The organism is Geodermatophilus sp. SYSU D01180, assembly GCF_054050415.1.
Map to the genome: position 1 here is coordinate 175,344 of NZ_JBJGZH010000005.1, position 22,816 is coordinate 198,159.

General features: G+C 76.4%; 21 protein-coding genes and 1 pseudogene. 13 read left to right on the top strand and 9 right to left on the bottom strand.

What is annotated here, in order from left to right:
* Positions 1-23: 23 nt before the first annotated feature.
* Genes ACI8AA_RS07255 through ACI8AA_RS07265 form a run of 3 tightly spaced genes read left to right on the top strand, consistent with a single transcriptional unit; the run spans position 24 to position 3,111 of the window.
* Complete coding sequence (locus ACI8AA_RS07255) at positions 24-1,241, top strand: acyl-CoA dehydrogenase family protein (protein WP_457043818.1); 1,218 nt, start codon at positions 24-26, stop codon at positions 1,239-1,241.
* A complete protein-coding gene (locus ACI8AA_RS07260) occupies positions 1,238-2,230 on the top strand; it encodes an acyl-CoA dehydrogenase family protein (RefSeq protein ID WP_457043819.1) in 993 nt (330 codons plus the stop codon). The genes ACI8AA_RS07255 and ACI8AA_RS07260 overlap by 4 nt, the downstream gene beginning before the upstream one ends.
* Positions 2,227-3,111, top strand: coding sequence for an enoyl-CoA hydratase-related protein (locus tag ACI8AA_RS07265; protein ID WP_457043859.1), 885 nt, complete (start codon positions 2,227-2,229; stop codon positions 3,109-3,111). The genes ACI8AA_RS07260 and ACI8AA_RS07265 overlap by 4 nt, the downstream gene beginning before the upstream one ends.
* 41 nt (positions 3,112-3,152) lie before the next feature.
* On the opposite strand, the pseudogene ACI8AA_RS07270 reads toward ACI8AA_RS07265, so the two are convergent.
* The 5 genes and pseudogenes from ACI8AA_RS07270 to ACI8AA_RS07290 all read right to left on the bottom strand — a co-directional run.
* Positions 3,153-4,865 (bottom strand): annotated as a pseudogene (locus tag ACI8AA_RS07270) (FtsX-like permease family protein); the annotation flags it as partial.
* A 725-nt stretch (positions 4,866-5,590) separates the two neighbouring features.
* The gene (locus ACI8AA_RS07275; RefSeq protein WP_457043820.1) at positions 5,591-6,364 is read right to left on the bottom strand and encodes an ABC transporter ATP-binding protein; all 774 of its coding nucleotides are present in this window, start codon (positions 6,362-6,364) and stop codon (positions 5,591-5,593) included.
* Positions 6,365-6,559: 195 nt separating this feature from the next.
* Positions 6,560-7,240 (bottom strand): response regulator, encoded by a 681-nt coding sequence (locus ACI8AA_RS07280; protein ID WP_457043821.1) that lies wholly within the window; start codon positions 7,238-7,240, stop codon positions 6,560-6,562.
* Positions 7,237-8,424, bottom strand: a complete 1,188-nt coding sequence (locus tag ACI8AA_RS07285; RefSeq protein WP_457043822.1) for a sensor histidine kinase — start codon at positions 8,422-8,424, stop codon at positions 7,237-7,239. Before ACI8AA_RS07285 ends, ACI8AA_RS07280 begins: the two co-directional genes overlap by 4 nt.
* An 80-nt stretch (positions 8,425-8,504) precedes the next feature.
* Positions 8,505-8,999 (bottom strand): MarR family winged helix-turn-helix transcriptional regulator, encoded by a 495-nt coding sequence (locus ACI8AA_RS07290; protein WP_457043823.1) that lies wholly within the window; start codon positions 8,997-8,999, stop codon positions 8,505-8,507.
* Positions 9,000-9,089: 90 nt separating this feature from the next.
* On the opposite strand from ACI8AA_RS07290, the gene ACI8AA_RS07295 reads away from it, so the two are divergent.
* From ACI8AA_RS07295 to ACI8AA_RS07315, 5 genes are all read left to right on the top strand, one after another.
* The gene (locus ACI8AA_RS07295; RefSeq protein WP_457043824.1) at positions 9,090-9,653 is read left to right on the top strand and encodes a YceI family protein; all 564 of its coding nucleotides are present in this window, start codon (positions 9,090-9,092) and stop codon (positions 9,651-9,653) included.
* Between the two features lie 222 nt (positions 9,654-9,875).
* Positions 9,876-10,229 carry a hypothetical protein gene (locus tag ACI8AA_RS07300; protein ID WP_457043825.1) on the top strand — a complete coding sequence of 118 codons (354 nt, stop codon included), beginning with the start codon at positions 9,876-9,878 and terminating at the stop codon, positions 10,227-10,229.
* 108 nt (positions 10,230-10,337) lie between these two features.
* Complete coding sequence (typA, locus tag ACI8AA_RS07305; RefSeq protein WP_457043826.1) at positions 10,338-12,227, top strand: translational GTPase TypA; 1,890 nt, start codon at positions 10,338-10,340, stop codon at positions 12,225-12,227.
* 289 nt (positions 12,228-12,516) lie between these two features.
* Positions 12,517-13,017: a DUF5994 family protein gene (locus ACI8AA_RS07310; RefSeq protein ID WP_457043827.1), complete on the top strand. Its 501-nt coding sequence runs from the start codon at positions 12,517-12,519 to the stop codon at positions 13,015-13,017.
* A gap of 102 nt (positions 13,018-13,119) precedes the next feature.
* The gene (locus ACI8AA_RS07315) at positions 13,120-14,097 is read left to right on the top strand and encodes an NAD-dependent epimerase/dehydratase family protein (protein ID WP_457043828.1); all 978 of its coding nucleotides are present in this window, start codon (positions 13,120-13,122) and stop codon (positions 14,095-14,097) included.
* 60 nt (positions 14,098-14,157) lie between these two features.
* Here ACI8AA_RS07315 and ACI8AA_RS07320 read toward each other — a convergent pair whose 3' ends face one another.
* The 4 genes from ACI8AA_RS07320 to ACI8AA_RS07335 all read right to left on the bottom strand — a co-directional run bounded on the left by ACI8AA_RS07320 (position 14,158) and on the right by ACI8AA_RS07335 (position 17,748).
* Positions 14,158-15,162: a sulfite exporter TauE/SafE family protein gene (locus tag ACI8AA_RS07320; RefSeq protein WP_457043829.1), complete on the bottom strand. Its 1,005-nt coding sequence runs from the start codon at positions 15,160-15,162 to the stop codon at positions 14,158-14,160.
* Between the two features lie 295 nt (positions 15,163-15,457).
* Entirely contained in the window at positions 15,458-16,459 is a 1,002-nt protein-coding gene (locus ACI8AA_RS07325) for an anion permease (protein WP_457043830.1), read from the bottom strand.
* 6 nt (positions 16,460-16,465) lie between these two features.
* The gene (locus ACI8AA_RS07330) at positions 16,466-17,083 is read right to left on the bottom strand and encodes a DUF47 domain-containing protein (RefSeq protein WP_457043831.1); all 618 of its coding nucleotides are present in this window, start codon (positions 17,081-17,083) and stop codon (positions 16,466-16,468) included.
* A gap of 107 nt (positions 17,084-17,190) precedes the next feature.
* Positions 17,191-17,748: a sigma-70 family RNA polymerase sigma factor gene (locus ACI8AA_RS07335; RefSeq protein ID WP_457043832.1), complete on the bottom strand. Its 558-nt coding sequence runs from the start codon at positions 17,746-17,748 to the stop codon at positions 17,191-17,193.
* A 68-nt stretch (positions 17,749-17,816) separates the two neighbouring features.
* Between ACI8AA_RS07335 and ACI8AA_RS07340 the strand changes: the two genes are divergently transcribed.
* From ACI8AA_RS07340 to ACI8AA_RS07360, 5 genes are read left to right on the top strand one after another with little or no spacing between them, the layout of a single operon-like run.
* Positions 17,817-18,461, top strand: a complete 645-nt coding sequence (locus tag ACI8AA_RS07340) for a zf-HC2 domain-containing protein (protein WP_457043833.1) — start codon at positions 17,817-17,819, stop codon at positions 18,459-18,461.
* A complete protein-coding gene (locus ACI8AA_RS07345) occupies positions 18,458-20,263 on the top strand; it encodes a copper resistance CopC/CopD family protein (protein ID WP_457043834.1) in 1,806 nt (601 codons plus the stop codon). The genes ACI8AA_RS07340 and ACI8AA_RS07345 overlap by 4 nt, the downstream gene beginning before the upstream one ends.
* Positions 20,264-20,295: 32 nt before the next feature.
* On the top strand, positions 20,296-21,027 hold the full coding sequence (locus tag ACI8AA_RS07350; protein WP_457043835.1) for a YcnI family copper-binding membrane protein: 732 nt from the start codon (positions 20,296-20,298) through the stop codon (positions 21,025-21,027).
* A complete protein-coding gene (locus ACI8AA_RS07355) occupies positions 21,024-21,707 on the top strand; it encodes an SCO family protein (RefSeq protein ID WP_457043836.1) in 684 nt (227 codons plus the stop codon). The genes ACI8AA_RS07350 and ACI8AA_RS07355 overlap by 4 nt, the downstream gene beginning before the upstream one ends.
* On the top strand, positions 21,704-22,801 hold the full coding sequence (locus tag ACI8AA_RS07360) for a hypothetical protein (RefSeq protein ID WP_457043837.1): 1,098 nt from the start codon (positions 21,704-21,706) through the stop codon (positions 22,799-22,801). The genes ACI8AA_RS07355 and ACI8AA_RS07360 overlap by 4 nt, the downstream gene beginning before the upstream one ends.
* Positions 22,802-22,816 lie beyond the last annotated feature (15 nt).

A 22,816-nucleotide genomic window follows, 5' to 3' on the forward strand; every position in this document is an offset into this window, starting at 1 on the left:
GCTCGACGACGAGGAGGTACCGGGTGGACTTCGACGACACCCCCGAGGAGGCGTCCTACCGGGCGCACGTCCGCACCGTGCTCGACGGGCACGCGTCCGAGCTGCTGCACGTCTCGCCGGGGGAGCCGGTCGACGCGCGCTCCCGCGAGGCGGAGCTGCGGGCCACCCAGCGGGTGCTGGCCGAGGCGGGGCTGGTCGGCGTCACGTGGCCGCGGGAGTACGGCGGGCAGGGCGGCACGCTGGTGCAGCAGGCGATCGTGGTGCAGGAGCTGGCCCGCGCCCGGGTGCCCACGCTGATCAACCACATCGGCATCGGCATGTGCGGGCCCACGGTCATCGCGCACGGCAGCGACGACCAGCGCTCCCGCTACCTGGCCCGGCTGCTGCGCGCCGACGACGTCTGGTGCCAGCTGTTCAGCGAGCCGGGCTCCGGCTCGGACCTCGCGGCGCTGCGCACCTCCGCCGTCCGCGACGGCGACGACTGGGTGGTCAACGGCCAGAAGGTGTGGACGACGCTCGCGCACGTCGCCGACTTCGGCATCCTGCTCACCCGCACCGACCCGGCCCGGCCCAAGCACGCCGGGCTGACGATGTTCGTCGTCGACATGCACGCCCCGGGCGTGACCGTCCGGCCACTGCGCCAGATGAGCGGCGGCGCGGACTTCAACGAGGTCTTCTTCGACGACGTCCGCATCCCCGACGCCGAGCGGCTCGGCGAGCCCGGCGAGGGCTGGCGGGTCGCGCTCACCACGCTGATGAACGAGCGGGTCGCGATCGGCGGCGCCGGCAGCGACATCGGCCCGGCGCCGGAGTCGCTGGCCGCCCACGCCCGCGACCGGCTGCCCGCGCTCGACCCCGCGCGGCAGGCGCTGGCCCGGCAGGCGGTGGGGAAGGCGCTGGTCGCGTCGCTGGCCGCCCGCTACACCGGTTACCGGCGGTTCACCACGCTGTCCCAGGGCGGCGTGCCCGGCCCGGAGGCCAGCGCCGGCAAGCTCGGCGGCACCGCCGCGGCCCGGCTGGTCGCCGACGCCGGCGTCCGGCTGCTCGGCGACGACGCCGTGTACGGCGCCACGGCCGACGGCGACGACACCTGGCAGCGCGCGCAGGCCTACGTGCCGGGCATCGCGATCGCCGGCGGCACCGACCAGGTGCTGCGCAACATCCTCGGCGAGCGGGTGCTCGGCCTGCCGCCGGAACCCCGCACCGACAAGACCGCGCCGTTCTCCGGAGGTGCCCGGTGAACTTCGACCTGTCCGACGACCAGCGCGCGGCCGCCGCCGGCGCGCGCGAGTTCTTCACCGGCTCGGTCACCCCGGCCGCCGCCCGCGCGGCGCTCGAGGGCGCCGGCGTCCCGGGGCCGGGGCGCAAGGCGCTGGCCGACATCGGCTTCCTCGGCATCACGGTGCCGGAGTCCGCGGGGGGCGCGGGCGGGAGCGTGCTCGACCTCGCCGTCGTCGCCGAGCAGGCCGGCGCGGTGCTGGCCGGGCCCTCGCTGGTCACCGCCGCGCGCGCCGCGGTGCTGCTGGAGTCCGCGCCCGACCTGGCCGCGCAGCTGGCCGACGGGTCGGCCGCGCTCGCCGTCCTCGACGGGCCGGTCACCGGCTCCGCGCCCTCGCTGGACGCCGCCGACGCCACGCTGTTCCTCGGTCTCGACGACGGCGCGCTCGTCGCCGGCGAGGGCGAGGTGACCCCGGGCCGGCCGATGGACGCCAGCCGCGGGTTGGCCTCGGTGCGGATGACCTCCCGCCGGGTGCTCGCCGAGGACGCCGGGCAGCTGTGGGCGCGGGCCCGCCAGGTGGGCGCGGTGGTCCTGGCCGCCGAGGACCTCGGCGCCGCCGACCGCGCGGTGCAGATGGCCGTGGAGTACGCCCGCCAGCGCGAGGCGTTCGGCCGGGTCATCGGCTCCTACCAGGCGGTCAAGCACATGCTGGTCGACGCGTGGGTGGGCGTGGACCAGCTGCGCTCGCTGGTGTGGTGGGCGGCGTGGGCGGCGGACTCCTCGCCGGCCGAGCTCCCGCTGGCCGCGGCCGCGGCCGCGGCCTACGCCGCCGAGGTCGCCGAGCGGGCCACCGAGACGGCGATCCAGGTCCACGGCGGCATCGGGTTCACCTGGGAGCACGACGCGCACCTGTACTGGCGCCGCGCCAAGGTGGACCGGCTGCTGCTCGGGGACGCCGCCGAGCACCTCGACACCGTCGCCCGGCTGGCCGAGGCCGGCGCCCTGGGATGACGTTCGAGCAGCTCCGGTACGAGGTCGCCGACCGCGTCGCCACGATCACGCTGGCGCGGCCCGACCGGCTCAACGCCTTCACGCCCGTGATGGCCGCCGAGCTGGGCCGGGCCGCGGCGGCCGCGGACGCCGACGAGGCGGTGCGGGTCGTCGTCGTCACCGGGGAGGGGCGGGCGTTCTGCGCCGGCGCCGACCTGGGCGCGGGCTCGGGGACCTTCGCCGACCGCGACCACGGCGAGGGGCCACCGGTGCAGGGCACGGTCGACGGCGTCGCGCGGGACTGGGGCGGGGTCGCGTCGCTGCCGTTCGCCGCGCTGCGCAAGCCGGTGATCGCCGCGGTCAACGGCCCGGCGGTCGGCATCGGCGCGACGATGGTGCTGCCGATGGACGTGCGGATCGCCGCGGAGTCCGCCCGGTTCGGCTTCGTCTTCGCCCGGCGCGGCATCACCCCGGAGGCGGCGTCGACGTGGTTCCTGCCGCGGGTGGTCGGCATCAGCCAGGCGGTGGAGTGGGTGGCCACCGGCCGGGTGTTCGGCGCCGCCGAGGCGCTGCGCGGCGGGCTGGTCAGCCGGGTGGTCCCCGATGCCGGCCTGCTGCCCGCCGCGCTCGGCCTGGCCCGGGAGATCGCCGACAACACCTCCGGGGTGGCGGTCGCCGCGGCCCGGCAGATGCTGTGGTCGATGCTCGGAGCGCCCTCGCCGTGGGACGCGCACCGGCTCGAGTCGCGGGTGCTGGCCGAGCTCGGCCGCGGTCCCGACGCCGCCGAGGGCGTGGCCGCGTTCCTGGCCAAGCGCCCGCCGGCGTTCGCCACGCCGCTGGGGGAGGGCCCGCCGGCCGGCGTCCCGCCCTGGCCCGCACCGCCCGACGACGTCCGCCCCTGACCCGAGGTCCCCGCGATCACGGCGACGGGGGCGGTGCGGGCCGCGCGCCGGGCGGGCAGCACCGAGGACAGCAGCCCGGCCAGCGTCGCGACGACGACGATCCCGCCGACCTGCAGCCACGGCACCGCGACCACGACGTCGCCGGCCATACCCAGCACCGACGCGGTGCCGCTCACCCCGTAGACCCCGCCGAGGACGACGCCGAGCACCGCGGCCACCCCCGAGACCAGCACCGCCTCCCACGCGAGCAGCCGGCGCAGCTGGCCGCGGGTCAGCCCCATCGCGCGCAGCAGGCCGTTCTCCTGCCGCCGCTCCACCACCGACAGCGCCAGCGTGTTGCCCACGCCGATCAACGCGATGACCACCGCGACGCCGAGCAGGCCGGTGACCACCAGCAGCAGCACGTCGAGCACCCGGTCCATCTGCTGGCGCAGGCTCACGACGCCGGTCACCTGCGCGTCGGGCACCGCCGTCCCGACCGTGTCGGTCACGGTGTCGACGACGGCGGCCTGCGCGTCGGCGCCGGCGTCGTCCAGCCGCAGCCACAGCCGGCCGACGGCGGCGTCCGGGGCGAGGGCGGCGAGGTCGGCGCCGTCGAGCAGCAGCGGCGCGTCCCCGTCCACGACCTCCGCGCGCAGCGTCAGCGCGCGGCCGTCGAGGGACAGCCGCACCGGGTCGCCCGTGCCGACCGACCAGGAGTCGGCCAGCCACTGCGGGACGAGCGCCTCGCCCGGCCTCGGTAGCCGCAGGTCGGCCGTCGACCGCAGCGCCGGGACGGCGGTCGCGGCGTCCACGCCGTAGGACCGCAACGGCTGCCCGTCGGGCCCGACGGGCTCGGCGGTGGTGAGCGCGGTGCCGGTCGCGACGCCGTCCAGGTCCCCGAGCCGGTCCAGCAGGGACGCCGGCAGCTCCCCGCCCAGCCCCTCGACGACGACGTCGGCGGGGTAGGCGGCGGCCAGCCCGGCGGTCGCCGTCGCCCGGGTGGACGCGGTGCCCACCACCATCGCGGTGGTCAGCGTGACGCCGATGAGCAGCGCGGTCGCCGTCGCGGCCGTGCGGCGGGGGTTGCGCGTGGCGTTCCCGGCGGCCAGCCGGGCCGGCACCCCGCCGACGCGGGACACCAGGCGTCCCGCCGCGCGGACCACCGGCGGCACCCCGCGCTGGGCGAGCAGGACCACGCCCAGGAAGCTCGCCACGCCGCCGGGCAGCGCGAGGAACACCGTGGACACCGCCACGCCCAGCGCGAGCAGCCCCGCCCCGGGCACGAGCAGCAGCAGCCCGAGCACCAGGCGCAGCACGCCCGGGCGGGAGCGCAGGGGTGCGGGGTCGAGGGGGCGCAGCGCGGCCAGCGGCGCCACCCGGGTCGCCGCGTGGGCCGGGGCGAGCGCGGCCAGCAGGGTGGTCAGCGTGCCGACGGCCAGCCCCGCGAGGACCGCGGTGAGCGGCACCGCGAGCCCGGACAGCGGCACGGGGGAGTCCACGCCGCCGGCGAGCGCGGAGACCGCGGCGGCCAGCCCCACGCCGGCCCCGACGCCGACCGCCGAGGCGCCCAGCCCGGTGACCGTGGCCTCGGCCAGCACGCCGCGGCGCACCTGCCGGGCGGTGGCGCCGACGCAGCGCAGCAGGGCCAGCTCGCGGCTCCGCTGGGCGAGCAGCACGGCGAAGGTGTTGGCGATGACCAGCCCCGCGACGACGACCGCGACGGTGCCGAACACCAGCAGCACGGCGGCCAGCGCGGTGGCGTTGCCGAGCATCGACGCCGCGCGGTCCTCGGCCTGCCCGGTGCCGGTGCGCACGGTCAGCGCCTGCCCGGCGAGCGCGTCGCGCACCGCGGCGGCCAGGGCGTCGGCGTCGGTGCCCGGGGCGCCGGCGACCCGCAGCTCGACCGGGTCGGCCGCGCCCCAGTCCCGGACCTGCGCGGGGGTGGCCCAGGCGCGGCCGTGGAGGCCGGCCTCGGGGTCGCCGCCGAGGTCGACGACGCCGGTGACGGTCACGGGCGTGGCGGTCGGCGTGCCGTCCGGGGCGGTGCCGGTCACCTGCAGCACGTCGCCGACGTCCGCGCCGACGCGCTCGCTGACGGCCACCTCGCCGGGCCGGTCGGGCAGCGCGCCGTCGGCCAGCCGCTGCCAGCGCAGCGCCGGGTCGTCGGCGACCGCGCCGACCAGCAGGTACTGCGCGCCGGTGCGGCCGGGCGCGACCGCCTGCACCGAGGTCTCCCACTCCAGCGCCACGGCGCGGACGCCGTCCAGGGCGGTGAGCGCGGGGACGTCGTCGAGCAGCGGGCCGCCGTCGTCGGAGGTGACCACGGCGTCGGCGCCGAGGTAGCGGGCGCCGGCGGCGGTGAGCACGGTGCTGCGGGTGGTCTCGTTGAGCACGAGCGTGGCGACCACGAAGGCGACCGCGAGGACCACGGCCAGGCAGGACGCGACCAGCCGCGGCAGGTGCGCGCGCAGGCTCGCGAGGGTGGTGGACAGCACGGTCAGCCGCCGAGCCCGCGGAGCGCCTCGAGCACGGACGCGGCGGTGGGCCGCTCGACCTCCCCGGCGGGGCGGCCGTCGGCGAGCAGCACGACCCGGTCGGCGTAGGAGGCCGCGGTCGGGTCGTGGGTGACCATGACGACGGTCTGGCCGGTCTCGCGGACGCTGCTGCGCAGCAGGTCGAGCACCTCGGCGCCGGCGCGCGAGTCGAGGTTGCCGGTGGGCTCGTCGGCGAAGACGACGTCGGGGCGGGGGAGCAGCGCCCGGGCGATGGCCACCCGCTGCTGCTGGCCGCCGGAGAGCTCCGAGGGGCGGTGCCGCAGCCGCTCGCGCAGGCCCAGCCGGGCGATCACGGCGTCGAACCAGGCCGGGTCGGGGCGGCGGCCGGCCAGCTGCATCGGCAGCACGACGTTCTCCCGCGCGTCGAGCACCGGCAGCAGGTTGAAGGCCTGGAAGACGAAGCCGATCCGGTCGCGGCGCAGCCGGGTCAGCGCGTCGTCGCGCAGGCGGGTCAGCTCGGTGTCGCCGAGGAACACCTGGCCGGAGGTGGCGGTGTCCAGGCCGGCGAGGCAGTGCATGAGCGTGGACTTGCCCGAGCCGGACGGGCCCATGATGGCCGTGAACCCGCCCCGGGCGAACGCGACGTCGACGCCGTCCAGCGCGCGGACGGAGGTCTCGCCGGAGCCGTAGACCTTGGTCAGGCCGGTGGTGCGGACGGCGGCGGACGACACCGACGCCGGCGGCTCGCCGGGGACGGTCATGACGGGGACGGACACGGGGGACCTCCGGGGATCGCTTCTGGGGACGACGGAGACCCTCGCGGTCGGCGCCGTCGTCCCGCGTCGTCGTCAGCGGTGATCCCGCGTCCGCCGTCCCTGCCCCCGCGGGCGGACCCCGGCGTCGTCCCCCGGTCGTGCGTCCCCGTGCCCCGGCGGCAGAAATGGCCATTTCCGCCGCCCCCGGGACGGGCCTCAGGCGTCGCGGAGCAGGTCGGCGGGGGAGACCAGCCCGGTGCGGTAGGCGAGGACGACGGCCTGCACGCGGTCGCGCGAGCCGGTCTTCGCCAGCACCCGCCCGACGTGCGTCTTCACCGTCGCCTCGCTGACGAACAGCCGCTGCGCGATCTCGGTGTTGGTGGCGCCGAGCGCCATCTGCACGAGCACCTCGCGCTCGCGCGGCGTCAGCTCGCTCAGCCCGGTCGCCGGCGCGGGGGCCGCCCCGGCGCCGCGGAGCATCGGCGCCACGTGCTGCAGCAGCCGCCGGGTGGAGCTGGCCGCGATCACCGAGTCGCCGGCGTGCACCGTGCGGACGGCGGCGAGCATCTCCTCCGGCGGCGCGTCCTTGAGCAGGAAGCCGCTGGCCCCGGCGCCGATCGCGGCGACGACGTACTCGTCGAGGTCGAAGGTGGTCAGCACGACCACCCGCGGCGGGTCGGGCAGCGCGGTCACCTGCCGGGTCGCCTCGATGCCGTCGGTGCCGGGCATGCGGACGTCCATCAGCACGACGTCGGCCGCCGTGGCGCGCAGCAGGTCCACCGCGGCGGCGCCGTCGCCGGCCTCCCCGACGACGGTCAGGTCGGGCTGGGAGTCGATGACCATGCGGAACCCGGCGCGGACCATCTGCTGGTCGTCCACCAGCGCCACCCGGATCACCGCGCACCCCCGAGCGGCAGGACCGCGTGCACCCGCCAGCCGCCGCCGGCGCGCGGGCCGGCCTCCAGCCGCCCGCGGTGCAGCTGCGCCCGCTCGTGCATGCCGCGCAGCCCCTGCCCGTGCCCGTCGCCCTCGGCCAGGGCCGCCGCGGCGCCGCGGCCGTCGTCGAGCACCGACAGCTCGAGGGAGTCCGGGCGCCAGTGCAGCCGCACCCACGCCCGCCCGTTCGGCCCGGCGTGCTTGAGCACGTTGGTCAGCGACTCCTGGACGATGCGGTAGGCGGCCAGCTGCGGACCGGCCGCCATCGGCCGCGGTTCGCCCTCCACCAGCAGGTCGACGTCGAGCCCGCTGGCCCGGACGTCGTCGACGAGGACCGGGACCGCGGCGACGTCGGGCTGCGGCGCGTACTCCTCCGCCCGGTCCTCCCGCAGCACCCCGAGCAGGGCGCGCATGTCGGTGAGCGCCTGGCGGCCGGTGGCGGCGATCGCCTCCAGCGCGCCGGTGGCCGCGGCGGGGTCGGTGCGCCCGGCGTAGCGGCCGCCGTCGGCCTGGGCGATGACCACCGACAGGGAGTGCGCCACGACGTCGTGCATCTCGCGGGCGATCCGGGCCCGCTCGGCGGTGGCGGCCAGCCGCATCTCCTGGTCCCGCTCGATCTCCAGCAGCCGCGCGCGCTCGGCCAGGCCGGCGATCTCGCCGAGCCGGGAGCGGCGCAGCCGGCCCAGCGCCCAGGCCGCGACGACGGCGACGCCGATCGCGCCCACCGTGACCAGCAGCGCGTCGTCGGCGCCCGAGGACCACCAGCGCAGCGAGGCGAGGACGGCGCCGGCCAGGCCGAGGGCGAGCCCCGCCCGCGCCGCCCAGCGCGGCGCGTAGGCGGCCAGCGCGTGGACCATGAGCAGCGCGGCGACGTTGGCGGGCAGGAACTCGGTGCCCGCGACCAGCTCGAGCAGCCCCGCGCCGGTGACGACGGCGGCCGCCGGGACCGGGGCGCGGCGGCGCCAGGCCAGCGGGGCGACCAGCAGCACGCCGAGGAGGAACGCGACGCCCTGGGACGGCCCGGAGTACTGCGCGGGCACGACGACGGTGACCAGGCCGACCAGCGCGGCGAAGGCGGCGTCGACGGCGAACGGCCGGTCGCGCAGCGTCGCCGCCAGCTGCTCGAGGGGTGCGCGCTCGTCCATCGCGCCGAATCTAGGCAGCCCGGCACCCCGCGTCGTCCACCCGGGGGAGGACCCGCCCGTCGGACCGCAGGGGGAGGTGCTCAGTCCTCGTTCAGGTGCCGCAGCAGCGTCTCGCCGATGTCCCGCATCGCCGCGACCTGCTCGGGGGTGAGCTGGTCGAACAGGTGGGTGCGCACGCCCTCGACGTGGATCGGCGCGGCGCCCTCCAGGGCGGCGAAGCCCTCGTCGGTGAGGACGGCGAGCAGCCCGCGCCCGTCCTCGGCGCAGACCTGGCGGCGCACCCACCCGCGCTCCTCGAGCCGGGACACCGCGTGCGACAGCCGGCTCCGGGAGGACAGGCAGCGGTCGGCGAGCTCGCTCATCCGCATCTGCCGGCCGGGCGTCTCCGACAGCTGGACGAGGATCTCGTAGTAGGCGTGCGGGATGCCGGTGGCCCGCATGAGCTCGCGGTCGAGCCGGTCGTTGAGCAGCTGGGTGCTGTAGAGCCAGGCCCGCCAGGCCTTCTGTTCCTCGGCGTCGAGCCAGCGCGGCTCCCCGGCGGCGGCCCCCGCTCCGGGTGACACCTGTGTCGTCATGTCCGTCAGGGTACTGGCGGAATAGTCAAGCGCTCAACTACGCTACGGACCGCGGAAGCTCAATCGCTCAACCACCGAGAGGTCCCTCCCATGACCAGCACCACCGCCGTCCAGATCCCCGGCTACGTCGCCGGCACCTGGGACATCGACGCCACCCACTCCACCGTCGGCTTCTCCGTCCGCCACATGATGGTGAGCAAGGTCCGCGGCTACTTCACCCAGTTCTCCGGCGAGATCGTCACCGCCGAGGACCCGGCCGCCTCCTCGGTGACCGCCACCGTCGACATGGACTCGATCGACACCCGCCAGGAGCAGCGCGACGCGCACATCCGCTCCGCCGACTTCTTCGACGTGGGCAACCACACCGTCATGACCTTCCGCTCGACCGGCGTCGTCGCCGACGGCGAGGACTGGACCGTCCAGGGCGACCTGACCATCAAGGGCATCACCAAGCCGGTCACGCTGGCCCTCGAGCTCAACGGCTTCGGCCCCGACGCCTACGGCGGCTACCGCGCCGGCTTCAGCGCCAAGACCTCCATCTCCCGCAAGGCCTTCGGCGTCGACATCGACATGCCGATGGACGGCGGCGGCGTCGTCGTCGGCGACAAGATCGACGTCGAGCTCGAGATCGAGGCCGTCCTCCGCACCGCCTGACGGAGGACCTCCCTGCCCCCACCGCTCGCGGGCTCGCGGCGGGCCCCTGCAGGGAGGCCGTTGCAGCACGTCGCGAGGGCCCCGGACGCATATCCGTGCGTCCGGGGCCCTCGCGCGTCCGGGCACACCTCCGTGCGTCCTGGCTCACCGCCCGCGGTCGGCCAGGACGCCGCACGATCAGCCCACCTGATCGTGCGGTGCCCCTCCGGGGACACTGGGGTCATGACGACGTCCGTGCTCACCCGCGCCCGCACCCGGCTGTCCTCCGCCGCCCTCGTCGCCGTCGGGCTGGCGGCCGGCTTCGGCGTCGCGCAGGGCACCGGCGTCCGGGTGCTGGGCGGGGCGGTGTTCCTCGCCGGCGGGCTGGGCGCGGCCTGGCTGTGGGTGCAGCGCCGCGGCGTGGCGGTCGCCCTCGGGCTCGGCGCGCTCTACGTCGGCGCGTTCGTCCTGGCGCACGTGCTGGCCCTCGGCGCCGGGATGCCGGCCTGGCTGGCGGTGAGCCTGGTCACGATCGCCGCCGCAGGGGTGACGTACGCGGTGGCAGACCGGCCGCAGGCGGAGGTTCCCGCGCGCTGACCACCTAAGGTGGGTGGGAAGGTCGCGACCCCGGCGGCCGTTGTACGGGACACCGCGTGCGCCGCCGCCGCGGGATCCCCCCTGACTCTCCCTGAGGTGCCCTTCCGCATGCCCACCCGCGACGACCTGCGCAACGTGGCGATCATCGCCCACGTCGACCACGGCAAGACCACCCTGGTCGACGCCCTCCTCCGCCAGGCCGGTGCGCTCGGCCGCGCCAAGGGCGAGGGGACCGACGCCGACACGACGCAGGACCGCGTCATGGACTCGATGGACCTCGAGCGCGAGCGCGGGATCACCATCCTGGCCAAGAACACCGCCATCCGGCTGGCCGACGAGAGCGGCAACCCGGTGACGGTGAACATCGTCGACACCCCCGGCCACGCCGACTTCGGCGGCGAGGTCGAGCGCGGCCTGTCCATGGTCGACGGCGTCGTGCTGCTCGTGGACTCCTCCGAGGGCCCGCTGCCGCAGACCCGCTTCGTGCTCCGCAAGGCGCTCGGCAAGGGGATGCCGGTCATCCTCGTGGTCAACAAGACCGACCGGTCTGACGCGCGCATCGCCGAGGTCGTCGACGAGACCTACGAGCTGTTCATGGAGCTGCTCGAGGACAACGGCCTGGACACCGACGCCCTCGAGTTCCCGATCGTCTACAGCAACGGCAAGACCGGGCAGGCCTCGCTCACCCGGCCGGCCGACGGCACGAGCCCCGACAGCCCGGACCTCGGCCCGCTGGTGAAGACGCTGCTGGAGACCATCCCGGCGCCCACCTACGACGCCGAGGAGCCGCTGCGCGCGCAGGTCACCAACCTCGACGCCTCGCCGTTCCTGGGCCGGCTGGCGCTGCTGCGCATCCACTCCGGTGAGATGAAGCGCGGCCAGCAGGTCGCCTGGTGCCGCACCGACGGTTCGGTCAAGAACGTCAAGATCACCGAGCTGCTCGTCACCGAGGGACTCACCCGCACCCCGGCCGACAGCGCCGGCCCCGGCGACCTGGTCGCCATCGCGGGCATCGAGGAGATCATGATCGGCGACACCCTCGCCGACCCGAACGACCCGCGCCCGCTGCCGCCGCTGACCGTCGACGAGCCGTCGATCTCGATCACCATCGGCATCAACACCTCGCCGATCTCGGGCAAGTCGGGCAAGAAGCTGACCGCCCGGCTGATCAAGAACCGGCTCGACCAGGAGCTGGTCGGCAACGTCTCGGTGCGCATGCTCCCCACCGAGCGCCCCGACACCTGGGAGATGCAGGGCCGCGGCGAGCTCGCCCTGGCGATCCTCGTCGAGCAGCTGCGCCGCGAGGAGTTCGAGCTGACCGTCGGCCGGCCGACCGTCGTCACCAAGGAGATCGACGGCAAGCTGCACGAGCCGGTCGAGCGGGTCACGATCGACACGCCGGGCGAGTACGTCGGCACGCTGACCCAGGCGCTGGCCTCCCGCCGCGGGCGCATGGAGAACCTGGTGCACCACGACACCGGCTGGGCGCGGATGGAGTACGTCGTCCCCTCGCGCGGCCTCATCGGGTTCCGCACCGAGTTCCTCACCGAGACCCGCGGCACCGGCGTCCTCAACCACAACCTCGAGGGCTACGAGCCGTGGATGGGCGACATGCGCGCCCGCCCGACCGGCTCCCTGGTGGCCGACCGGCAGGGCGTGGCGACGTCGTACGCCATGTTCTCGCTGCAGGAGCGCGGCTCGATGATGGTCGCCCCGGGCACCGAGGTCTACGAGGGCATGATCGTCGGGGAGAACTCCCGGCCCGACGACATGGACGTCAACATCACCAAGGAGAAGAAGCTCACCAACATGCGGTCCTCGACCGCTGAGGAGCTCGAGCGGCTCATCCCGCCGCGGATCCTGAACCTCGAGCAGGCTCTGGAGTTCTGTGCCGAGGACGAGTGCGTGGAGGTCACCCCGGCCGCGATCCGGGTGCGCAAGGTCATCCTCGACCAGAACGAGCGCGGCAAGGCGAAGAACCGCAAGCCCAAGGCCTGAAGCAGGGACCTCCTCGCCCCCCACCGCTCGCGAGCTCGCGGCAGGCCCCTGCGAGGAGGCCGACGAGTCGGGAGCCCCCGTCCGGATCGCCGGGCGGGGGCTCCTGCGTGTCTCCGCGGACGTGCCGGCGGGCTGCCGTGACCGGATCGTGACCGGTGGTGATGACCGGCCGTCGGGGCGCGACAGGCCCGGCCGCGGCGCGCCGGGACCCCGCGGCGCGCCGACCTACCGTCGCCCGGTGGGCCCGGACGCGGGCCCGCAGCACGCTGAGCGGGAGGCGGGACTGCTGATGACGACCACGGAGGCGACGGGGACCACGGGGGTGTTCCGCGGGGGCATCGACGTGCGCGTGAGCCTGCGGGCCGACGCCGGGTCGGGGGAGAACGCCTTCGACGGGGCCTGGTTCCCCCGCGGTCGCGACCTCGCCGTCGAGGTGCCCGAGCTGATCGCCGCGCTCGACCGCCGCGGCGTGCGGGTCGAGCGCTTCACCTACGCGCTGGACTCGTGGCTGCCGGCGCCGCGCAAGGTCCTCGTCGACGGCCGGGTGGTGCGCACCGGCGGCTTCCGCAGCATGGACCCCGGCGTGGTGTGCCTGAGCTGGGCCGGCGGCAACCGGCGCGCGGACCTGCTGGTCGTCCCGCCGGAGACCGACGTCATCACCGGCGTGCGCGCGCTGCGGCTGTGCACCCGGCGCGGCCTGCCCCGGTCGCCGCAGATGGTGCTCGCCGCGGCCCGCTCCCAGCCGCTGCCGCAGGTGCCCGACCTCCCGGTCGTCACCCGCGCCGTCTGACGCCCGCCCGCCGGTCCGCCTCCCGCGCGCGGAGGGCGGACCGGCGTACGCCGTCCGCGAACCGGGTGGACGGCGGGGGAGCGGCTCCGCTGGGGTGGGCCCGTGCGACTCCTCGTCCTCGGCGGCACCCACTTCCTCGGCCGGCACGTGGCGACGGCGGCCCTCGACCGCGGCCACGAGGTCGCCACGTTCAGCCGCGGCGTCACCGGTGCGCCGCCCGGCGGCGTGCGCCCGCTGCACGGTGACCGCGACGACCCCGCCGCCCTCCCGCGCGCCCTGGACGGCTGGACGCCGGAGGTCGTCGTCGACACCTCCTGCCAGACCCGCGCGGCCGCCGACTCCGCCGCGGCCGCCCTGGCCGGCGTGCGCGGCTACGCGTTCGTCGGCAGCCTCAACGCCTACTCGACGTGGCCGCCGGGCCCGGTCCGCGGTGAGGACGACCCCACCTGGGACACCCCCGACGACGACTACGGCCCGAACAAGGCCTACGCGGAGCGGGTGCTGGGCGCGGCGCTGCCGGGGCGGTTCCTCACCGCCCGCGCCGGTCTCATCCTCGGCCCGCACGACAACGTGCGCCGGCTGCCGTGGTGGCTGCAGCGGATCGCCCGCGGCGGCCGCGTCGTCGTCCCCGGCGCGCTGGAGCAGCCCATCGCGCTGGTCGACGCCCGCGACCTGGCCGGCTGGCTGGTCGAGATGGCCGCGCGCGGGCAGGACGGCCCGGTCAACGCCACCGGCCCGGCCGGCATGACGACCCTGGGCGGGCTGCTGGAGACGTGCCGGGAGGTCACCGGCAGCGACGCGGAGCTCGTCCCGGTGCCGGAGGAGGACCTGCTGGCCGCGGGCGTGGAGCCCTGGCTGCACCTGCCGTTCTGGTTGCCCCGGGACGTGGCGGCGACGGCGTGGGACGTCGACACGACCCGCGCGCGGTCGCTCGGGCTGCCCAGCCGGCCGGTCCGCGAGACCGTCGCCGACACCTGGACCTGGCTGCGGCGGGACCCCGAGCGGCTGCCCACCCCGCACGGCCTGCCCGAGCCCGGCCTCCCCGGGGAGCTCGAGGCGGCGCTGCTGGGCGGCCGCTGAGACGACGGGAGGCCCCGCCCGGCAACTGCCGGACGGGGCCTCCCGTGACGTGCTGCGGCCTCAGTCGCGCGGGTCGGCGGGGCGGCCGGCGCGGAGGCTGCGCTCGAGGTCGGCGACGTCCGCCGCGTCGGGCGTGTGCAGGTGCTCGTCCTCGGCCAGGCGCGCGGCCTCGGCGGCGAGGGCGTCGGCCGACTCCTGCGCGCGGTCCTTCCGGTACTGGCGGAAGGAGTGGGCGACGGCGGCGGCCCAGACCAGGTAGATCACCGCGTAGACCGAGTAGCGGACCGGGTCGGAGGCGTCGATCCAGTCGCTGCGCAGCAGCGTGCGGGTGTTGGTCAGGATGATCATGCCGCCGACCAGGGAGCCGAGCAGCCGCGGCGGCACGTGCCGCACCAGCCACGCGGCGATCGGCGCGGCCACCAGGCCGCCGGCGAGCAGGCCCAGCGCCCACACGAAGTCGATGCCCTGCGACCCGAGCGCGAGGAGGAAGCCCAGGCTGGCGGCCAGCGCGACGAGGAACTCGGAGGTGTCGATCGAGCCGATGACCTTCCGGGGCTCCATGCGGCCGCTGGCCAGGAGCGCCGGCGTCCCGACCGGGCCCCAGCCGCCGCCGCCCGTGGCGTCGACGAAGCCGGCCACCAGGCCGAGCGGGGCGAGGAAGCGCTTGCGCACCGGCCGGCCGATGTTGCGCCGGTCGATGCCACGCAGGGTGAAGCGGACCAGCAGGTAGACGCCGAGGGCGAGCAGGATGAGCGACATCACCGGGGCGGCGACCTCGGTGGAGAGGCTGGAGAGGACGTTCGCGCCGACGAAGGCGCCGACGGCGCCGGGGACGCCGACCTTGGCCACGACCTTCCAGTCGACGTTGCCGAACTTCCAGTGGGCGACGCCCGACATCAGGCTGGTGCCGATCTCGGCGAAGTGCACGGTCGCCGAGGCGGCGGCGGGGTTGGTGCCGAAGGCGAGCAGCAGCGTCGTCGAGGTGACGCCGTAGGCCATGCCCAGGCTCCCGTCGACGAGCTGGGCGCCCAGCCCGGCGAGGGCGAGCACGATCAAGGTCTTCACGGGGGCGGGGCTCCTGTCCGGCTGGGAGGCGGGCCGCGGGCGCGCGTCAGGGCGCGACTCGACGCGGGTCGTGCGAGGGGAGGGGCGCCCCGGGGGGCGCGGGCGTCAGCGGCCCGGACAGGTGGCCGTGCAGACGCGCAGCAGGTCGACGTGGATCCGCCCCACCAGGAGCACCGTCGTCGCCGCCACGAGGACTATGTCTACCAGATCGATCGGGTTATGCCAGCGGGGGTCGGTGAGACGGGGGTCACCCCGCAGCGCGTCGCGGGGTGACCCCCGGTCAGGGGAGCGGCGGTCAGCCGACGACGAGGCCGGTGAGGAGGTACGCCAGCGCGGCCACCGCGCCGGCGGCCGGCAGGGTGACGACCCACGCGACGACGATGTTGCCGGCCACGCCCCAGCGGACCGCCGAGAGCCGCCGCGTCGACCCGACGCCCATGATCGACGTCGTCGTGATGTGCGTCGTCGAGACCGGCACGGCGAACACGGTCGCCGTCGTGACCATGACGCCGGAGGCCACCGTCTGGGCGGCGAAGCCGCCGGCGGGGGTGAGCTGGATGATCCGCCGGCCCATGGTGCGCATGATCCGGAACCCGCCGGCGTAGGTGCCCGCGCTGATCGCGAGGGCCGCGGCGAGCACGACCCACAGCGGCACCTCGAAGTCGTCGATCTCACCGGCGGTGAACAGCGCCAGCGTGATGATGCCCATCGTCTTCTGGGCGTCCTGCAGGCCGTGGCCGAGCGCCATGGTCGCGGAGCTGACGATCTGCGCGTAGCGGAAGCCCCGGTTGGCCCGGGTGACGTTGGCCCGCCGGAAGGTCCACAGGATGACGAGCATGAACAGGTAGCCGAGGCCGAAGCCGACCAGCGGCGACACGACCATGGGGATGACGACCTTGTCGACGACGCCCAGCCACTGGACGTCGTGGGCCGCGGCCAGTGCGGCGCCCACCAGGCCGCCGATCAGCGCGTGCGAGGACGACGAGGGCAGCCCGAAGTACCAGGTGATGAGGTTCCACGCGATCGCGCCGACCAGCGCGGCGAAGACGATCTCCAGCCCGCCGGTCCCGGTCGGCGCCTCGATGATCCCGGCGCCGACGGTCTTGGCGACCTCGGTGGACAGCAGGGCGCCGACCAGGTTCATCACCGCCGCCAGCGCCAGCGCCACCCGCGGCGTCAGCGCCTTGGTGGAGACGGCGACGGCGATGGCGTTGGCGGCGTCGTGGAACCCGTTGGTGTAGTCGAAGGCCAGGGCGACGACGACGATGACGACCAGCGCGACGAAGGCCGCGTCCATCGACGCTCAGGACTCCTTCACGGCGATGGACTCGACGACGTTGGCCACCTTCTCGAAGGCGTCGGCGGCCTCCTCGAGCTGGTCGGCCACCTCCTTGAGCCGGAGGACCTCCAGCGCCTCGAACTCGCCGCTGTAGAGCCGGGACAGCAGCCGCCGGTAGAGCTTGTCGGCCTCGTTCTCGATCCGGTTGACCTCGATCCAGTAGTCGGGGAGGGCCTTCATCGTCTGCAGCCGCGGCATCGCCTCGGCGGTGGTCTCCGCGGCGCGCTGCAGCAGCGCCGTCTGCTGGCCCATCTCGGCCGGCAGGGTGCCCAGCCCGGTGAGGATCACCAGGTCGGCGGCGGCCTCCACGAAGTCCATGACGTCGTCGAGGTGGCTGGCCAGGCTGTAGATGTCCTCGCGGTCGAACGGCGTCACGAAGCTGGAGTTCAGCTGCCGGAAGATCGCGTGCGTGGACTGGTCGCCGGTGTGCTCGAGGTCGCGCAGCCGGTCGGCGAGCTCGGTGCGGCGGGCGTGGTCGTGGATGAACTCGCCCAGGACGTCGGTGGCCGCCACCAGGTTCTGCGCCGAGTCGCTGAACAGGGTGTAGAAGCTCTGGTCCTTGGGGGTCAGGCTGAAGGGCACGAAGGGACTCCGGATCGGCGGGGTTCGGGGAGGCGCCCGCCGCGGATGAGCGGTCGCACGGCCGTCGGGCAGCATAGGTACCCGTTCACGCGCGGTTCAGCTCAGGTTCACCCGCGGGCTGCGTCCGGCCCCTCCTGAGCGCCGGCGCCGAGCGCCTCCACCAGGTCGGCCCGGGCGCGGGCGACCCGCGAGCGGATCGTGCCCACCGGGCAGCCGGCCACCTCGGCGGCCTCGGCGTAGGAGAGCCCGAGCAGCTGGGTCAGCGCGAAGGCCTCCCGGCGGTCGGGGTCCAGCCGGGCCAGCAGGTCGGTGACGGCGGCGCCCTCGCCCACCCGGTCGGCGTCCTCGCCGCGGCCGAGGGCCTCCAGGTCGGCGTCGTCGCGGACCAGGGTCAGGCGCCGGCGGCGCCGCGAGCGGACGGCGTCGGCGCAGACCCGCCGGGCGATCGCCAGCAGCCACGTCCGCAGCGAGGAGCGGCCCTCGAAGCGGTGCAGCGTGGCGAAGGCGCGGGCGTAGGTCTCCTGGGTCAGGTCGTCGGCGGAGTCCCGGTCGCCGAGCGCGGCGCACAGCCGCCAGACGTCGGACTGGGTGGACCGCACGAGGGTCGCCGCGGCGAGGGGGTCGCCGTCGACGGCGGCCGCCGCGACCCGCGCGAGCTCGTCCACGTGTTCCCTCCGTCACAACCGGGCCTGTCCCGGGAACCGGACGGGCCCTCCGTGACGACTACGACGACATGCAGTGTGCCCCCTTCCGCGAGGCGGTCTCCGCGCGACTCGACGGCGAGCCGCTCGGCGTGCCCGCCGCCGACCTCGACCGCCACCTCGCCGCGTGCCCCGCGTGCGCCGGGTGGGCCGACGCCGCGGAGGCGGTGACCCGCCGGGCGCGGCTGGCCCCGGCGCCGCCGGTGCCCGACCTCACCGCCGCCGTCCTCGGCGCGCTGCCGCGGCAGCTGCCCGGCACCGCGGCGGCCGCGCGCGCCCGGCTGGTGCAGTCGGCGCTGCGGCTGGCGCTGCTCGCCGTGGGCGTGGCGCAGGCCGGCCTGGCGTGGCCGGCGCTGTCCGGCGGCACCGCGGCGATGAGCGCGCCGGTGCACGTGGCGCACGAGACCGGCGCGTGGAACCTCGCCGTCGCGGCCGCCTTCCTCGCCGTCGCCGCCGCGCCCCGGCTGGCCGCGGGTGCCCTGCCGTTCCTCGTGACCTTCGCCGTCCTGCTGACCGTCGCCACGGTGCGCGACCTGCAGGCCGGCCACGTGCACGCCGACCGCGCCGCCGCGCACCTGCTGCTGCTCGCCGGCGTCGTGCTCATCGCCGTCGTCGCCTGGCGGCAGCGGCCCCGGCGGGCGGCCGCGCCCGCGACGGCCCGGCGGGTGGTCGCGTGAGTGCCGCCGTCCCGGCCCGCCGCTCGCCGCGGCCGGCGCTGCTGCTGCTCGTGCTGCTCGCCGGCTGGCTTGGCCTCGGCGTGGCCACCGCCGGCCCCGCCGCCGCGCACGCCGAGCTGGTCTCCACCGACCCGGGGGAGGGCGCCCGCCTCGACGCGGTGCCCGGCCAGGTCACCCTGCGCTTCACCGAGGGCGTGTCCCTCGGCGCCGGCTACGCCCGCGTCCTCGGTGACGACGGCGAGCGCGTGGACACCGGGGCCGCGTCGGTGCAGGACGACACGGTCACCATCCCGCTGCGCGGCGGCCTGCCCGACGCCAGCTACGTCGTCACCTACCGGGTGGTCTCGGCCGACTCGCACCCGGTCAGCGGGGCCTACGCCTTCGTCGTCGGGGACGGCGAGCTCGCCGACGCCGGGGCGGTGGCCGCCGACCCCGACGCCGACCCGTTCGTCGCCGCCGCGCTGCCGGCCGCGCGGGCCCTCGGGTTCGCCGGCGAGGCCGTGGGCCTGGGCGTGCCCGCCTTCCTGCTGCTGTGCTGGCCGGCCGGCTGGGCCTCGCGGCGGATGCGGCGGCTGACCACGGCGGGGCTGGGAACGGTCGCCGGGGCCGCGGTGCTCACCTTCGTGCTGCAGGGCCCGTACGCGGGCGGGGTGGGGCTCGGGTCGGTGCTCGACCCGGCGCTGCTGTCCACCACCGGCTCCTCCGCCTACGGCCTGACCACGCTCGGCCGCGGCGCCCTCGCGCTGCTGCTCGCCGCGCTGCTGGTGCCGCTGTGGCGCCGGGGGACCGCACCGCAGCCGCAGGAGGCGGCGGGGCCGGTCGTCCTCGGCGCCGGCGTCGTCCTCACCACCGCGGCGGTCGGGCACCCGGTGGCCGGCAGCGTCCCGGTGTTCGCCACCGCCGTCACCGCGGTGCACGTCGCGGCCATGGCGCTGTGGCTGGGCGGGCTGGCCGCGCTGCTGGCCGGGCTGCTCCGGCCCGGCGTCGGGGCCGGGGAACTGGCCGCGGCGCTGCCGCGCTGGTCGCGGATCGCCTCCGGCTCCGTGGCGGCGCTGGTGGTCACCGGCGTCGTCCAGTCGGTGCGCGAGGTCGGCTCGCCGGCCGCCCTGGTCTCCACGACCTACGGCTGGATCCTGCTGGCCAAGCTCGCGCTGGTCCTGCTCCTGCTCGCCGCCGCCGGCGTCTCGCGGGTGTGGGTGCAGCAGCACCTCGGCCTTCCCCGGCCGCGGCCGGGCGGCCGCCGCCGGGTGCCCGCGCACGCCCTCGCCGCCCCCGGCGCCGGCGCCGAGGAGCCGGCGGTCACCGAGGCCGCCCGCGCCCGCGCCGAGGCGCAGGCCCGCGGCGCCGTCGAGGACGTCGCGCCGCTGCGCCGCACGATCCTGGTCGAGGCCGCCGTCGCCGCCGCCGTGCTGGTGCTGTCCGCGCTGCTCGTGGGCACCCCGCCGGCCCGCGCGACGGCCGCCCAGCCGGTCGACGTCACCCTGCCGCTGCAGTCGTCGGCGGGGGAGTCCGGCAGCGTCCAGCTGTCGATCGACCCGGCCCGCCCCGGCGCCAACACGCTGCACGTCTACCTGTTCGACGACGACGGGCAGCTGGCCCAGCCGGCCGACCTGCGCGTGACGCTCACCGAGCCGGAGCAGGAGATCGGCCCGCTCGACGTCGACCTCGAGCCCGCCGGCCCCGGCCACTGGGTGGCCGACGGGATGTCGATCCCGGGCGCCGGCACCTGGACCGTCGCCGTCAGCGTCCGGCTCGACGAGTTCACCGCCACCACCGCCAGCACCGACTTCCCGGTGCGCTGAGACCCCCTCCGCGGGACGACAGAAGGAGAACCGTGTCCCTCATCCTGCGACCGCTGGCCCGCGCCGGCGTCGTCCTGGCCGCCGTGCTGCCCGCCCTGGTCGCGTCCGTCGTGGTCGCCGCCACCGCGTCGGCGCACGTGACGGTCTCGTCGGCCGACGCCGCCGCCGGCGGCTACGGGAAGCTGACCTTCCGGGTGCCCAACGAGAGCGACACCGCGAGCACGGTCTCGGTGCGCATCTCGATCCCGGAGGACGAGGCGCTGGCCTCGCTGCGGACCCTGCCGGTGCCCGGGTGGACCGTCGTCACGACCTCCGCCGAGCTGCCCGAGCCGGTGGACAACCACGGGACGCAGATGACCAGCTACGTCTCGGTGGTCGAGTTCCGCGCCGACGCCGGCGGCGGGATCGCGCCCGGCCAGTTCCAGGAGTTCTCGCTGTCCGGCGGCCCGTTCCCGGACGCCGACACGCTGTCGTTCCCGACGGTGCAGACCTACAGCGACGGCACCGAGTCGGCGTGGATCGAGCCGACCGTCGAGGGTCAGGAGGAGCCGGAGAACCCGGCGCCGACCCTGACGCTGACCGCCGCCTCCGAGGATGCCGCCGCCACCGGCACCGCGGCCGCCACCGACGGGCACGCCCACGACACCGGGGTGAGCAACGAGCCGGCCGGGCTGGCGCTGTTCCTCGCCATCCTGGCGCTGGCCGTCGGGCTCGCGGGCGTCGTCCTCGGGTACCGCGCGGGCCGACGTACCGTGTCCTCGTGACCGCTCCCGGACGCGGCCGGAGCGCCGCGCTGCTCCTCGCCGCCGGCCTGGCGCTGTCCGCCTGCGGCTCCGACGACGGGGACCAGGCGGCGGCCGCCGAGGGCCACTCCCATGCCGACGGGGACCACTCGGGCGGGTCCCTCGCCACGGTCGAGGGGCCCGACGACACCTACGCCGGCCTCGACCTGCCCGACCCCTACCAGCGGCCCTCGTTCACCCTGACCGACCAGACCGGCGCGTCCTACGACTTCGCGTCCGTCACGGCGGGGCGCCCGACGCTGCTGTTCTTCGGCTACACGAACTGCCCCGACATCTGCCCGACGACGATGGCCGACGTCGCCCTCGCCCTGCGCGACACCGACCCGGCGCTGGCCGAGCAGGTGCAGGTGGTGTTCGTGACCACCGACCCGGCCACCGACACCCCGCAGGTGCTGGGGGAGTACCTGGACCGGTTCGACGCCGACCTGTCCGCGCAGTTCGTCGGGCTGACCGGTGACCAGGACGCGATCGACCAGGCGCAGCTGTCGGCCGGCGTGCCGCTGGCCGAGGAGGACGGCCGGCTGCACAGCTCGCTGCTGCTCCTCTACGGCGGCGACGACCAGGCGCACGTCGCCTTCGACGCCGGCAACACCGCGCGGGACATCGCCGGCGACCTGGCCCTGGTCGCCGACGCCGCGTGAGCGGCGCCGTGCAGCGGGCCCGGGCCGCCGGCGCGCGGCTGCTGGTCGTCCTGGCCGGCGTGCTGGCCACCCTCGCGCTCGCCGGGCCGGCGCGGGCGCACGTCGGCGGCGAGGTCGCCGGCAGCGACTTCGCCGGCCGGGTCACCTCCGTGCAGCCGGCGGTGCCCGGGGTGAGCGTGCGCGTGCTGGACTTCGGGGACTCCCTGGAGCTGGTGAACTCCACCGGCACCGAGGTGACCGTGCCGGGCTACTCCGACGAGCCCTACCTGCGGATCGGCCCGGACGGCGTCTGGCGCAACGCGCACAGCCCGGCCACCTACATCAACCTCGACCGGTTCGGCCGGGTGACCCTCCCCGCGGACGCCGACCCGCGGGCCGAGCCGGAGTGGGTGCGCGTCTCCACCGAGCCGCATTACACCTGGCACGACCACCGCACGCACTGGATGACCGAGGGGCAGCTGCCCCCGGCAGTCGCGGCCGACCCGGACCGCGCGCAGACGGTGTTCGCCTGGACCGTCCCGCTGCGGCACGGCGACACCGCGGTGACCGTGCGCGGCGTGCTCACCTGGAGCCCGCCGCCGTCGACGGCGCTCACCTGGGGGCTGCACCTCGTGCTGGCCGCCGCCGTCGCGGCCGCCGGCCTGCTGGCCCGGTCGCCGCGGCCGCTGGGCTGGGCGCTGGTCGCGGGCGGCGCCGCCGCGCTGTGGCACGCGGCGAGCACGCCCGAGCCGCCGGTGACCGTGTCCTCGCACGCGGCGGCGGTGGTGTCCGCGCTGCTGCCCGCGGTCACCGCGGCGCTGGTGGCGGTGCTCGGCTGGGTCGCCGCCCGCCGCGGGCGGGGGGTCATGGCCGGGCTGTGCGCGGTCGTGCTCGGCTGGCTGCTGCTGGTGCAGGGCCTGCCCGACGTCGACGTGCTGTGGAGCGCGCACGTGGCCGGCGCCGGCCCGGAGCTGCTCGCCCGGGTGGCGGTCGCCGTCCTCGTCGCGGGCGGGACCGGGCTCGTCGTCGGCGGGCTGGCCGCCGCCCGGCGCTTCCGCGACCCGGAGCGGTCCACGCCGCAGGAGCCCGCGCCGGAGCCCCAGCCGGTCAGCTGACCGGCCGGGGCCGGG

Excerpts from the sequence above, each read along its gene's own strand:
- ACI8AA_RS07265 (WP_457043859.1), top strand. The coding sequence starts at position 2,227 with ATGACGTTCGAGCAGCTCCGGTACGAGGTCGCCGACCGCGTCGCCACG.
- ACI8AA_RS07285 (WP_457043822.1), bottom strand. The coding sequence starts at position 8,424 with ATGGACGAGCGCGCACCCCTCGAGCAGCTGGCGGCGACGCTGCGCGAC.
- ACI8AA_RS07290 (WP_457043823.1), bottom strand. The coding sequence starts at position 8,999 with ATGACGACACAGGTGTCACCCGGAGCGGGGGCCGCCGCCGGGGAGCCG.
- ACI8AA_RS07295 (WP_457043824.1), top strand. The coding sequence starts at position 9,090 with ATGACCAGCACCACCGCCGTCCAGATCCCCGGCTACGTCGCCGGCACC.
- ACI8AA_RS07300 (WP_457043825.1), top strand. The coding sequence starts at position 9,876 with ATGACGACGTCCGTGCTCACCCGCGCCCGCACCCGGCTGTCCTCCGCC.
- typA (WP_457043826.1), top strand. The coding sequence starts at position 10,338 with ATGCCCACCCGCGACGACCTGCGCAACGTGGCGATCATCGCCCACGTC.
- ACI8AA_RS07310 (WP_457043827.1), top strand. The coding sequence starts at position 12,517 with ATGACGACCACGGAGGCGACGGGGACCACGGGGGTGTTCCGCGGGGGC.
- ACI8AA_RS07325 (WP_457043830.1), bottom strand. The coding sequence starts at position 16,459 with ATGGACGCGGCCTTCGTCGCGCTGGTCGTCATCGTCGTCGTCGCCCTG.
- ACI8AA_RS07340 (WP_457043833.1), top strand. The coding sequence starts at position 17,817 with ATGCAGTGTGCCCCCTTCCGCGAGGCGGTCTCCGCGCGACTCGACGGC.